The sequence below is a fragment of the Sphingomonas sp. R86520 genome (assembly GCF_042466285.1).
In the GTDB taxonomy this organism is placed as follows: Bacteria; Pseudomonadota; Alphaproteobacteria; order Sphingomonadales; family Sphingomonadaceae; genus Sphingomonas.
This window is the reverse complement of the sequence record NZ_JAXHBZ010000001.1, coordinates 4,096,509-4,108,793: the sequence shown is the minus strand read 5'-3', so window position 1 is coordinate 4,108,793 and position 12,285 is coordinate 4,096,509. Positions and strand designations below refer to the sequence as shown.

Genomic DNA, 12,285 nt, shown 5'->3' with positions numbered 1-12,285 from the left:
TGCTCCGGCTGAATGCGTCCAAACACTGGATAAGCTACCGCTCGGTACCTATCTCTGCCGCATGACACGCTATTCCCTGCTCGATCTGGTCCCCGTCGTCGAAGGCGGCACCGTCTCCCAAGCGCTCGCCAACGCGGCCGATCTCGCGCGGCATGCCGAAAACGTCGGGTTCCAGCGCTACTGGGTCGCCGAACATCACGGCATGACCGGCATCGCCTCGGCCGCAACCGCGGTCGTGATCGCGCACATCGCCGCGGCCACGAAGAGCATTCGCGTCGGCTCGGGCGGCATCATGCTCCCCAACCACGCACCGCTGGTGATCGCCGAGCAGTTCGGCACGCTCGACGCGTTGTTCCCGGGCCGGATCGACCTCGGCCTCGGCCGCGCCCCCGGTTCCGACCAGCGCGTCGCGCGCGCGATGCGCCGCACGCTCGAGACCGACGCCAACGCCTTCCCGCAGGACGTGATGGAGCTCCAAAGCTACTTCGCCAATGACGGCCAGACCGGCATCGTCGCGACGCCGGGTGCGGGCGCGGATGTCGAGATGTGGATCCTTGGCTCCAGCACGTTGGGTGCGCAATTGGCGGCGGCCCTCGGCCTGCCCTACGCCTTCGCCTCACACTTCGCCCCCGACGTACTCGACAGCGCGCTCGCCATCTACCGCCGCGACTTCCGCCCGTCGGCGCGCCTTGCCAAGCCGCACGTCATGGCTGGCTTCAACGTCTTCGCGGCTGACACAGACGCCGAAGCCGAACTGCTCGCCAGTTCGCAGCAGCAATCGTTCGTCGCGCTTCGCACCGGCAACCCACGGCAGTTGCCGCCCCCGGTTGCAGGCTACCGCGAGTCGCTCGGCGCGCAGGGCAATCAGATCCTCGACCACGTCCTGCAATGTTCGGCAGTCGGCAGCCCGGCCAAGGTCGCGCGCGGCATCGCAGCATTCATCGAACGCACCGGCGCGGACGAGGTGATGGTGACGAGCGCTATCTACGACCACGAGGCCCGCAAGCGTAGCCTGTCGATCACCGCAGATGTAATGCAGGACCTGAAGATCGCGGCTTAATCAGAACGGGGCGTCACTCATTGCCACCACCCCGGCGAAGGCCGGGGCCCAATTGGAGAGGTCGAGGTAACGAAGCGCGATCTTCGGTTACAACTGTAACCCAATTAGGCCCCGGCGTTCGCCGGGGCAATGCAGGGGTAAAGGGCTAACCCTATTCCCCCGCCCAAACCTTCAACAACGTATACGCAATCGCATAAGGCGGCGGCGCCACGAACGGCCCCTCCTCCCCACGCAACACCGCGCGGACCATCTCCCGCGGCACCCACATCGCATCCTCGAGTTCGTTCACGTCGAGCGTGATCGCATCGTCCTCGGCCTCCGCCACGCACGCCATCATCAGCGATGATGGAAACGGCCAGGGCTGGCTCGAGATATACCGCACCTTCCCGACCCGAACGCCCGCCTCCTCGACGATCTCGCGCGCAACCGCCTCCTCGATCGACTCGGCCGGCTCGACGAAGCCGGCGAGCGCGGAATACCGCCCCGGCGGCCAGCCCTTGCCGCGGCCGAGCAGTGCCCGACCGTCATGCTCGGCAATCATGATCACCACCGGATCGACCCGCGGGAAATGCTCGGTCGCGCAGTTCGGACACTTCCTCGCCCACCCCGCCCGGAACATTTCGGTCGGCGTTCCGCATTTCGCGCAGAAACCGTGCCGGACGTGCCAGTCGATCACACTGCGCGCACCGGCGTAGGTCGCAGCCTCGCCCGGCGCGAGCGACGCCAGCGTCGCCATCAGCGCTGGCGACCGCATCGCCGGCGCGGTGTCGACGCGCATCCCCGACAGCAGCGCGGCGAAATGCGGCCGCCCGCTCTCGTCGAGCCCGAGCAGGATCGGCTCGGCATCGTCGGGCATATCCGCCATCGACGTCCACGCCAGATGCCCATCGTCGGTCGTGCCCGGCTGCAAACCGTCGAGCACCAGCAACCGCGCACGCCAGTCCCGCTGCGCCGCCGCCAACCCTGCCGGATCGTGGCGCAAGGCATCGGACCGGTCGAGCGTCCCACCCGTAAAACCGGGCGTCTCCATCACGCTCATCGGCGCAACCTCGCTGCATCCTGAAGCAGCGCCGCGACCACCTGCTGGCGGAGCGGTATCCGGTCCGCCGGGAAGTAATTGACCATTACATTACCGCGCGAATGCTTGACCGGATCGACCCACGCGATCGTGCCCGCCGCACCACCCCAGGCATAGGTGCCCTTGCCCGGGCCGTTCGGCGTATCCGCCAGCACGACCGATCCGCCCGCGCCGAAGCCCATGTTGTTACCTTGCGTACCCCCGGTGCCACCGCCGATCCCGCCGAACACGACGCCCGCCGGCAACAGGTTCGACGTCGCCAGCGCGATCGTCTCGGGCTTCATCACGCGCACGCCGTCGAGCATGCCGCCGTCCTGGATCATGTGCAGGAACCGGTCGTAATCGCGCGCCGACATCACGAGGCCGGCACCGCCATACGGAAAGCTCGGCTTCTGCAGGAACACCGACGTCGCCGCCGGATCGAGCGGCGTCCGCGTATCGCCGATGAACGCATAATTGGTCGCCAGCCGCCCGACCTCGCTCTGCGGCACCTGCCAGAAGCTCGACCGCATCTTCAGCGGATCGAACAGCCGCGTCTGCACGAACCGCTCGAAGCTCATGCCGCTCGCGACCTCGATCACGCGGCCCATCACGTCGAGCCCGATCGAATAGCTCCACTTGGTCCCCGGATCGGCGATCAGCGGCAGCGTCGCGACGCGGTTGGCGAATTCCTCCAGCGACTTCGGCCGGACGACCTTCATTTTCTCTTCCATCGCCGCACTGACCGACAGCGGCAGGATGCCGAGCCGCTCATATTCCTTGAGCAACGGCCCCTTGGTGACGATCGTGTAGCCGAGCCCGGCAGTATGCGTCAGCAGGTTGCGGATCGTGATCGGCCGCACGGCAGGCCGCGTGGCGAGCGACGTGTCGGGGCTGGTCGCCACCTTCATGTCCTTGAACGCGGGGATATATTTGCTGACCGGGTCGTCGAGGTTCAGCTTGCCCTCCTCGACCAGCATCATCGCCGACATGCCGGTGATCGGCTTGCTCATCGAATAGACGCGCCAGAGCGAGTCGGGGCCGGCAGCGGGCGCGTTCGGATCGTCACTGATCTTGCCCGCAGAGGGAAACAGCGTCGGACCGTCGCCGGCCCCGAACGCACCGACGATCCCCGGCATCTTGTTCTGCGCGACATAACCGTCGAACAGCGCGGACGTGGCCGGCAGCAGCGCGTTGACCGGGATTGTCATCCGCGGGGTCGTTCGAGCCTGTGGGGCGAGCTGCGGCCGGGGCTGCGCCTGCTGGGCGTAAGCCGTGGCAGCAGCCAGTGCGGCAAGGCCGCCCGTCGAAATCCAGTGCACCAGTTTCATGCAACTCTCCGTGTGGCCCAGTTCCGTATAGCTTTGCCGGCCTTGGCGAAAACGGTCGGTAGCCCGGCGGTATCCAGGTCGTCGATCGGCCACCATTCGCTTGCCGTTGGAACGCGGGGTTGATGCGCCTCGACCGTCGCCACCGCAAGCGTCAGTTGCAGATCGAAATGCGTAAATCCGTGCGCCACGATGACGTCCAGCATCCGCCAGTCCGCCTGCGCCGGCGCATCCTCGAACCCGGATGCAGCCTCGCCCCAAGGTCCAGTCGGAAATGCTCGCATCCCGCCCAGCAACCCCGTATCCGGTCGCCGCACCAGCAGCACTTGCCCGTCGCGCTCCAGCCAGAAGATCGTCCCATACCGCTGAGGCTTGGCCGACTTCTTGGCCTTCACCGGCAACCGCTCGGGCGCGCCCTGTTTGAAGCCCTCGCAATGCTCGCGGATCGGACACAGCAGGCACTTCGGCGCGCGCGTCGTGCAGATGCCCGACCCGAGATCCATCATCGCCTGCGCGAAATCCCCCGCCCGGGCATCCGGCGTGATCGAGTCCGCCGCCACCCGGATCGCAGGACGCGCGGCCGGCAAAGGCGTCTGAATCGCAAACACCCGCGCGACCACGCGCTCGACATTGGCATCGACCACCACTGCCCGCTCGCCAAACGCGATCGCCGCCACCGCTGCTGCGGTATATGCGCCGAGCCCCGGCAGCGCGCGCAATTCCACCTCGGTCCGCGGGAACACGCCGCCATGCTCGGCGACCACGGCCTTCGCCGCCTTCACCAGATTGCGTGCCCGAGCATAATATCCAAGCCCCGCCCAGGCCGCCATCACATCGGCGTCGTCCGCCGCCGCGAGGCTCGCGAAATCCGGCCACCGCGCGGTCCACGCGAGGAACCGCGGCGTCACCGCGGCGACGGTCGTCTGCTGCAACATCACCTCGGACAGCCACACCCGGTATGGATCGACCACCTCGCCCGGTTTCGCCCGCCACGGCAGGTCGCGGCAATGCAGATCATACCAGTCGAGCAGGGCCCCGGAGACCGAAGAGCGCTTGGCGTTCACGCGTCGCCTATGGCATGGGTTCGCGGATGAGCAAGCCGCCCGTTTCCCAATCCGGCACGGCGCCCGGCGCGAGCCCCAAGCGGCGCGTGAAGGGCAAGACCGATCCCGATGCCCCGCGCGAGAACCGTTCGCGCGCGGTCGCCGAGCTGTTGCCCGCGATCGGCGGCGCGGCGTTCCGGCGATTCGGCTTCGTCCAGTCGTCGATCGTCAGCCGCTGGCCCGAGATCGTCGGTGCGAAACTGGCCGGCGCCAGCATCCCCGAATCGATCCGCTTCCCGGTCGGCAAGAAGCAGGACGGCGTCCTGACGCTTACCGTCCGCGGCGCGCATGCCCCGATGATGCAGCACATCGCGCCCGAGATCATCGAGCGCGTGAACCGCTTCTTCGGCTACGCCGCCATCGTGAAGGTCGCGATCCGCCAAGGCGAGGTCGCCGCGCCCGTCCCACGCAAGGCGCCGCCATCATTGCGCGCGGTCCCCGTCGATCTCGGTGCCAGCATGACCACAAGTCTGCGGGGCATCGCCGATCCGGAACTGCGCGCCGTCCTCGAATCCCTCGCCGCCGGCGTCGCCTCGACGCACGGCCTTCCCAGGATCAACTGATGCGCGTCCTATTCGCTGTCTTCGCCCTCTTCCTGCTGACCGGCGCCACGCCTGCGCGCGACTGGTCCAAGACCGCCCGCATACTCCCGACCGGCGCGTATCTGATCGGCGACCCCGCCGCGCGCGTGAAGCTGGTCGAGTACGCCAGCTACACCTGCTCGCACTGCGCCGATTTCTCAGTGAAGTCCGAACCCGTGCTGAAGCGCCAGATGATAGCTTCGGGCTCGACCAGTCTAGAACTTCGCCACTTCATCCGCGACCGCCTCGATCTGTCCGCGGCGATCCTCGCCCGCTGCACCGGCCCCAAGGGCTTTTCCGCCACCTCGTCCGCGATCTTCGCCGCACAGCCGCAATGGCTCGAGCGCGGGATCGACTATCAGGAGGGCAACGCCGCGCGCCTCGCCATGTACCCGGCCGCCGCGCAGATCCGCGCCAACGCCGACGGCTCGGGCCTGACCGCGATGGTCAAGGCGCGCGGGCTGTCCGATGCGGCGATCGACGCGTGCTTCGCCAACCAGCCCGAGATCGACCGCATCGTCAAACTGACCGCCGACGCGCCGAAGGAGATCGATTCGACCCCGACCTTCTACCTCAACGGCAAGATCGTACCCCATGTCGGCTGGGAACAGCTCGAACCCGTTTTGCGTAAAGCAGGCGCCCGGTAAAGTTTGCAAGTGATCCACTGGAGTAACAGCATGAAGTTCGTAATCGCCCTCGCCGTCCTGCCGCTCGCGCTCGCCGCCTGCTCTAAGAACGATTCCACCGGCAACGTCGACGCCCCCGCCGCCGCGCCCGTCGCCGCTGCTGCCGCGCCTGCCGGCCAGAACTGGACCGAGACGGTCGTGAAGACGCCCGAGGGTTATCTGATGGGCAACCCGAACGCGGCGATCAAGCTCGTCGAATACGGCGCGCGCTCGTGCCCGACCTGCGGCGCGTTCGGTCGCGAGGCGTACAAGCCGCTGACCGAGAAATACGTCTCGACCGGGAAAGTGAGCTTCGAATTCCGCGACTTCCTCGTCCACGGCGCGCCCGACGTGGCGCTGACCCTGCTCGGCCAGTGCGGCGGCGTCGCGCCGTTCTTCCCGATCCTCGAGCAGATGTACGGCAACCAGATCGCCTTTCTCGACAAGCTCCAGGCGATGACGCCGGCGCAGCAGCAGGCGCTTACCAACCAGCCGCCGACGGTCGTCGCGACCAAGCTCGCCGAGCAGATGGGTGCGATCGATTTCGTCAAGCAGCGCGGTATTCCGGAAGCCAAGGCGCGCGCGTGCCTAGCCGATCAGAAGCAGCTCGAGATCATGGCCAAGCCGACCGAAACCGCGATGCAGGCTGGCACCGTCACGGGGACGCCGACCTTCCTGCTGAACGACAAGAAGCTCGATCAGGTCGTGAGCTGGGACCAGATGGAGAAGGCGCTGAAGGCGGCTGGGGCGTAAGAGGCACGTCCTACCCCACGGAACCACCACCCCGGCGAAGGCCGGGGCCCAATTGGAAAGGTGGAAATAACGAAGACCAACCTTCGTTAGCACCGTCCCCCAATTGGGCCCCGGCCTTCGCCGGGGAGGTGCGAATGTTGCCTTGTTCTCCCGCGAAGGCGGGAGCCCAGTCTGGGTCCCCGCCTTCGCGGGGAAACAACAGAGCAACGGTCCGGCGTAACATCCAACTTTAGTCGTCGGGGGCGCAAGAATGCAGATCAAGCGCCTCCGCATCACCGGCTTCAAGAGCTTCGTCGACCCCGCCGATCTCCGCATCGAACCCGGCCTCACCGGCGTCGTCGGCCCTAACGGCTGCGGCAAGTCGAACCTCCTCGAAGCGCTCCGCTGGACGATGGGCGAGGCCAGCGCCAAGTCCCTGCGCGGCGCCGGCATGGAAGACGTGATCTTTGCCGGCACCGCGACCCGCCCGCCACGCGACTTCGCCGAAGTCTCGATCCTCGCTGAAATAAGCGGGGACGAAAGAGAAATCGTCCGCCGGATCGAGCGCGGCGCCGGCTCCGCCTACCGGATCGACGGCCGCGACGTCCGCGCAAAGGACGTCGGCCTGCTCTTCGCCGACGCCGCCACCGGCGCACACTCGCCCGCGCTCGTCAGCCAGGGCAAGATCGGCGCGGTCATCGCCGCCAAACCCGCCGACCGCCGCGCGATGCTGGAAGAAGCCGCTGGGATCGCAGGCCTCCACGTCAGGCGGAAAGACGCCGAGGGGAAACTCCGCGCCACCGAAGCCAATCTCGCCAAGCTCGACGAGATCATCTCCGACCAGGACGCCCGCGCCGCCACGCTGAAACGCCAGGCCCGCGCCGCCGAACGCTACCGCCTCATCTCCGCACAGATCCGCGTCGCCGAAGCCCGCACGCTCTTCGCCCGCTGGCGCGAGGCCGCCACCGCGTCCGACGCAGCCAAGGCCGAAGCCGCCGCCGCCGAAGCTCGCGTCCGCGCAGGCACCGACACCGAACGCGCAGCCGCCGCAGACCAGCACCGCGCGATCGAAGCCGTCTCCACCGCGCGCACCGCAGCGCTCGCCGCGCGTGACCTGGTCGGCGATCTCGCGCACCGCCTCGCCGCGCTCAGAACCGAGAAGGCCAGTGTAGAGCGCAGGATCGCCGACCTTACCGACGCCCGCGCCCGCATCGCCGACGACCGCGCCCGCGAAGGATCGCTCGCCAGCGACGCCGCCGCCGCGCTCGCCCGCCTCGCCGACGAAGCCAAAACGCTCGACACCGCGGTCGCCGACGCCACCGCCGCGATCCCCGACCTCGATGCCGCACTGGCTGAAACCGAACGCAGCGCCCGCGACGCCGAAGTCGCGCTGGCCCAGGCGCTCGCCACGCAAGCCCGCGACGCCGCCGAAGTCCGCGTCGCCAGCGCAGCCCTTGCCGCCGCCCGCACCCGCGCCGACCGCGCCGATCGCGACGCCGCGCAGATCGCCGCCGCCCTCCGTGCCCTCGGCGACCCCGCGCCGCTAGCCGCAGAGCGCGAGGCGGCGGCCGAAGCCCGACGCGCCGCGATCGCCGCAGCAGAGTCCGCCCGCCAAGCCATCGCGCAGGCAGACACCGACGAAGCCGCCGCGACCAGCGCGCGGGACGCCGCCGAAACCACGCGCGCCACCGCTCGCGCCGATCTCGCCGCAATCGACAGCGAAGTGACGGCACTCACCAAGGCAACGCAGCGCAGTGGCCGTGACAGGCTGCTCGACCATGTCTCGGCCAGCACCGGCTACGAACGCGCGCTAGCCGCCGCACTCGGCGACGATCTCGACACCAACCTCGATGCATGGGCCGGCGCCGCGCCCCGCGAAGACGACCCCGCCCCACCCGCCGACGCCGAACCGCTGGCGAAGCATGTCGACGCGCCCCCCGCCCTCGCCCGCAGGCTCGCGCAGGTCTTCGTCGTCGACACCGATGGCCAGCAACACCTCGCCGTCGGTCAGCGCATCGTCACCCGAGACGGCCAGCTTCGCCGATGGGACGGCTTCACCGCAGCCGGCACCGGCGCGGCCGCCGCCGAACGCCTCGTCCGCCGCAACCGCCTCGCCGCGCTCCAGGCCGCCCGCCCCGCTGCGGCCAAAGCGCTGGACGACGCCGAGCGAACCCGCGCCGCGATCGACGAGCGGATCGCCCAGGCTAGAGGCCAGTCGCAAACCGCCCGCGCGGCCCTGCAACGCGCCGAAACCGCCGCGCGCGACGCTATCCGTCAAGAAGACCGCGCCGCCGCCGCGCTCGAACGCCTCGCCACCCAGCGCGCAGACCTCAACGTCCGCGCGCACCGCATCGCCGACGACGTCGCCGACGCGCATGCCGACCGCACCCGCGCCGAGGCCGCGATGGCCGCCGTCCCTGACGGCACCGCCAACGCGCGCAAGGTCGCCGCGCTCCAATACGACGCCGAAAATGCCCGCGCCGCCGTCGCGCAGGCCCGCGCCGACCGCACCACGCTCGACCGCAGCATCGCCACCCACCGCGAACGCCTGTCCGCCGCCCAAGCAGACACCCGAAGCTGGGGCGCGCGCGCCGGTGAAGCCGCCAAACGCATCGCCGCCATGGACTCGCGCGAAACCACGCTCGGCGTTGATCTCGCCGCCATCGCCGATCTCCCCGCCACCCTCGCCACAGAGATCGCTACGCTGGACAGCGAGCACCACGAAGCCCGCGCAACCGCCGACGCGCTCCTCGCCACAGAGCGCACCACGGAAACCGCCGCCCGCACCGCCGACGACGCCCACCGCGCCGCCACCGAAGCGCTCGCCGTCGCCCGCGAGGCCCGCGCCGGCGCGATCGCCCGCGTCGAAAACCACGAAGCGCGTCGCGTCGATCTCGGCCGTCTCTCGGGCGAGCGCTTCCAGTGCCCCGCCCCCGTCCTCCCCGAACGTCTCGGCTTCGCGGTTGCCGACGTCCGCGCGCCGGCCGAGGAGTCCGCCACGCACGACCGCCTCGCCACCGACCGCGAGCGGATCGGCCCGGTCAACCTCGTCGCCGAGACCGAACTCGCCGAACTCGAAGATTCCGCGCGCGGCAACGCGGTCGAGCGCGACGAACTCGGGCAAGCCGTCAACCGCCTGCGTGGCTCGATCGGCACGCTCAACCGCGAAGGCCGCCAGCGCCTGCTCACCGCGTTCGAGGCAGTGAACGGCCATTTCCAGCGCCTCTTCACCACGCTCTTCGACGGCGGCGCCGCACACCTCGAACTGATAGACTCCGACGACCCGCTCGAAGCCGGACTCGAGATCATGGCGCAACCGCCCGGCAAACGCCTCCAGTCGCTCACCCTGCTATCCGGCGGTGAGCAGGCACTGACCGCAGTCGCGCTGATCTTCGGCCTGTTCCTCACCAATCCCGCGCCGATCTGCGTCCTTGACGAGGTCGACGCGCCGCTTGACGACGCCAACATCGAGCGCTTCTGCGACCTGCTCGACCGCATGTCCCGCGACACCGACACGCGCTACCTCGTCGTCACGCACAACGCCGTCACGATGAGCCGCATGCACCGCCTGTTCGGCGTGACGATGATCGAACGCGGCGTCAGCCGGCTCGTCTCGGTCGACCTGCAAGCCGCGACCGGACTCATTGCAACGGAATGACGCATGTCCAAAACGCGGCTCGCGAACGATTCACTGCCCTGGACCGGGCCCTCGCGACCCTGTTGTCGTCATCCTGAGCGCCTTGTGAAAGTCATCCGCGCCAGCCGAACCGATCGCATCGAATTTTGCCCAATCGACCGCCGTGTTGCAGACTCGCGTGGACATGATCGACCCCGTAGGCATCAGTTGCCGACACGTTTTCTTCTCTTTCTTCACGTCGACACCAGGGTTTTGGATGCCTTGCGCGCTCGCGGTCGACGCCAGCAAGACAAGGCACGCTGGAACGAACAGAAAACGTGTATGTTTCATCGCATTACTTCCCCCGAATTCCAGCAGTCTAAGCGAGGGGTGTGGAATGTAAATAATGATGGGCATACCCGGCACCTGGCGGGTCCAGCGTCGTTATGACTGAGGTATTACCGGGATAGCGCCATGTTCCTCGACGAATCCAGCATCTGGCCGCGCAAGGAGGATCTGCCTCCTCGCAAGCCTGTGTATCGGCACGAGAAAGCACTGACCCGCCTGATCTTCGTCTATCTCTTCCTGTTGCTGTTTCTGCCCGTGAGCCTTGGCGGGATGGTCGACCTGATCCGCTACATGTTCGACTGATTGATCGCTGCCCTACACGCGCCGATCCTGACCGCGTCCCGACACCGCGACCGCCAAAATCACGAGTACCGAAGCCGCCCCGACGAAACGCTCTTAGAGTCTATACTTCCTAAACTTCACTCGACCGCCACGACTGAGAACCGCTCCGCATCAGTGACATAGCTACAAGTTGATCTCCATCACTCGACACCCCTTTCCGCGGAACGTAAGACGAACGAATGGCCCAACTCGACACCCGTGAAAAGCTCGAGATCCTCGCCGATGCGGCCAAATACGATGCGTCCTGTGCGTCGTCGGGTACGACCAAACGCAACTCGAAGGATGGCAAGGGGCTCGGCTCGACCGAAGGAATGGGCATCTGCCATGCCTATGCCCCCGACGGCCGCTGCATCTCGCTGCTGAAGATCCTGCTGACCAACAGCTGCATCTTCGACTGCCATTACTGCATCAACCGCAAGAGCTCGAACGTCCGCCGCGCGCGCTTCACCGCGAAGGAAGTCGTCGATCTCACCATCGCCTTCTACAAGCGCAATTATATCGAGGGCCTGTTCCTTTCGTCGGGCATCATCGCCTCGTCGAACTACACGATGGAGCAGATGGTCGAGGTCGCACGGTCGCTCCGCGAAGACCACCATTTCCGCGGCTACATCCACCTCAAGACGATCCCCGACGCCGATCCCGAACTCGTCCACCAAGCCGGGCTGTATGCGGATCGCGTCTCGATCAATGTCGAGCTCCCGACCGCGAACGGCCTGAAGCGCCTTGCCCCCGAAAAGGACGGCGTGCGCATCGAAACCGCGATGGCCGAGGTGAAGGCGTCGATCATCGACGGCAAGGACGCGACGGCCAAGTACAAGTCCGCGCCTCGCTACGCGCCCGCCGGCCAGTCGACCCAGATGATCGTCGGCGCCGACGCCGCAACCGACGGCGACATCGTCCGGAAGGCATCGACCCTGTACGACCGCTTCGGTCTGCGGCGGGTCTATTATTCCGCGTTCAGCCCGATTCCCGACGCAAGCGCCGTCCTTCCGCTGCAACGCCCGCCGCTGATGCGCGAGCACCGCCTCTATCAGTCGGACTGGCTGATGCGGTTCTACGAGTTCCAGCCGCACGAGGTCGTCGCTGCCGCAGACGACGCCACCGGCATGCTGCCGCTCGACATCGACCCGAAGCTCGCCTGGGCGCTGAAATTCCGCGGGAGCTTCCCCGTCGACGTGAACCGCGCGCCTCGTGAGATGCTGCTTCGCGTTCCGGGCCTCGGTGTGAAGGCGGTCAACGGCATCCTGACGAGCCGCCGCTGGCGCCGCCTGCACCTGGCCGACATCGCGCGCCTCACGGTGTCGGTCGCGAAACTCCGCCCCTTCATTATCGCGGAAGACTGGCGCCCGGTAACACTAGCGGACCGCGCCGAACTCCGCCCGATCGTGGCGCCGAAGCCCAAGCAGATGGAAATGTTCGCGTGAGGCCGTTGGGTACGGGTTTCGGTGCATCT

The 12,285-nt window shown here is 67.7% G+C and carries 11 protein-coding genes; 7 read left to right on the top strand and 4 right to left on the bottom strand.

Annotated features, from left to right (window positions below; translation table 11 throughout):
* The first annotated feature begins 61 nt into the window (after positions 1-61).
* Positions 62-1,060 (top strand): LLM class flavin-dependent oxidoreductase, encoded by a 999-nt coding sequence (locus tag SJY41_RS18935; protein WP_380783768.1) that lies wholly within the window; start codon positions 62-64, stop codon positions 1,058-1,060.
* A gap of 151 nt (positions 1,061-1,211) precedes the next feature.
* Here SJY41_RS18935 and nudC read toward each other — a convergent pair whose 3' ends face one another.
* The 3 genes from nudC to SJY41_RS18920 are packed head-to-tail and all read right to left on the bottom strand — an operon-like array spanning position 1,212 to position 4,509.
* Entirely contained in the window at positions 1,212-2,090 is an 879-nt protein-coding gene (gene nudC, locus SJY41_RS18930) for an NAD(+) diphosphatase (RefSeq protein WP_380784192.1), read from the bottom strand.
* Positions 2,091-2,095: 5 nt separating this feature from the next.
* The gene (locus tag SJY41_RS18925; RefSeq protein ID WP_380783767.1) at positions 2,096-3,448 is read right to left on the bottom strand and encodes a serine hydrolase domain-containing protein; all 1,353 of its coding nucleotides are present in this window, start codon (positions 3,446-3,448) and stop codon (positions 2,096-2,098) included.
* Positions 3,445-4,509, bottom strand: coding sequence for an A/G-specific adenine glycosylase (locus SJY41_RS18920; protein ID WP_380783766.1), 1,065 nt, complete (start codon positions 4,507-4,509; stop codon positions 3,445-3,447). The genes SJY41_RS18925 and SJY41_RS18920 overlap by 4 nt, the downstream gene beginning before the upstream one ends.
* A gap of 26 nt (positions 4,510-4,535) precedes the next feature.
* Between SJY41_RS18920 and SJY41_RS18915 the strand changes: the two genes are divergently transcribed.
* The 4 genes from SJY41_RS18915 (at position 4,536) to SJY41_RS18900 (ending at position 10,184) form a co-directional block, all read left to right on the top strand.
* Positions 4,536-5,111 (top strand): DUF721 domain-containing protein, encoded by a 576-nt coding sequence (locus tag SJY41_RS18915; RefSeq protein WP_380783765.1) that lies wholly within the window; start codon positions 4,536-4,538, stop codon positions 5,109-5,111.
* The gene (locus tag SJY41_RS18910; protein WP_380783764.1) at positions 5,111-5,776 is read left to right on the top strand and encodes a thioredoxin domain-containing protein; all 666 of its coding nucleotides are present in this window, start codon (positions 5,111-5,113) and stop codon (positions 5,774-5,776) included. Before SJY41_RS18915 ends, SJY41_RS18910 begins: the two co-directional genes overlap by 1 nt.
* Before the next feature lie 30 nt (positions 5,777-5,806).
* Positions 5,807-6,547: a thioredoxin domain-containing protein gene (locus SJY41_RS18905; protein WP_380783763.1), complete on the top strand. Its 741-nt coding sequence runs from the start codon at positions 5,807-5,809 to the stop codon at positions 6,545-6,547.
* Between the two features lie 250 nt (positions 6,548-6,797).
* A complete protein-coding gene (locus SJY41_RS18900; RefSeq protein WP_380783762.1) occupies positions 6,798-10,184 on the top strand; it encodes a chromosome segregation SMC family protein in 3,387 nt (1,128 codons plus the stop codon).
* Positions 10,185-10,214: 30 nt separating this feature from the next.
* Here SJY41_RS18900 and SJY41_RS18895 read toward each other — a convergent pair whose 3' ends face one another.
* Positions 10,215-10,559, bottom strand: coding sequence for a hypothetical protein (locus SJY41_RS18895; protein ID WP_380783761.1), 345 nt, complete (start codon positions 10,557-10,559; stop codon positions 10,215-10,217).
* Between the two features lie 57 nt (positions 10,560-10,616).
* Between SJY41_RS18895 and SJY41_RS18890 the strand changes: the two genes are divergently transcribed.
* Together SJY41_RS18890 and SJY41_RS18885 are read left to right on the top strand one after the other, a co-directional pair.
* On the top strand, positions 10,617-10,793 hold the full coding sequence (locus SJY41_RS18890; RefSeq protein WP_380783760.1) for a hypothetical protein: 177 nt from the start codon (positions 10,617-10,619) through the stop codon (positions 10,791-10,793).
* Between the two features lie 218 nt (positions 10,794-11,011).
* Positions 11,012-12,256, top strand: coding sequence for a putative DNA modification/repair radical SAM protein (locus SJY41_RS18885; protein WP_380783759.1), 1,245 nt, complete (start codon positions 11,012-11,014; stop codon positions 12,254-12,256).
* The last annotated feature ends 29 nt before the right edge of the window (positions 12,257-12,285 follow it).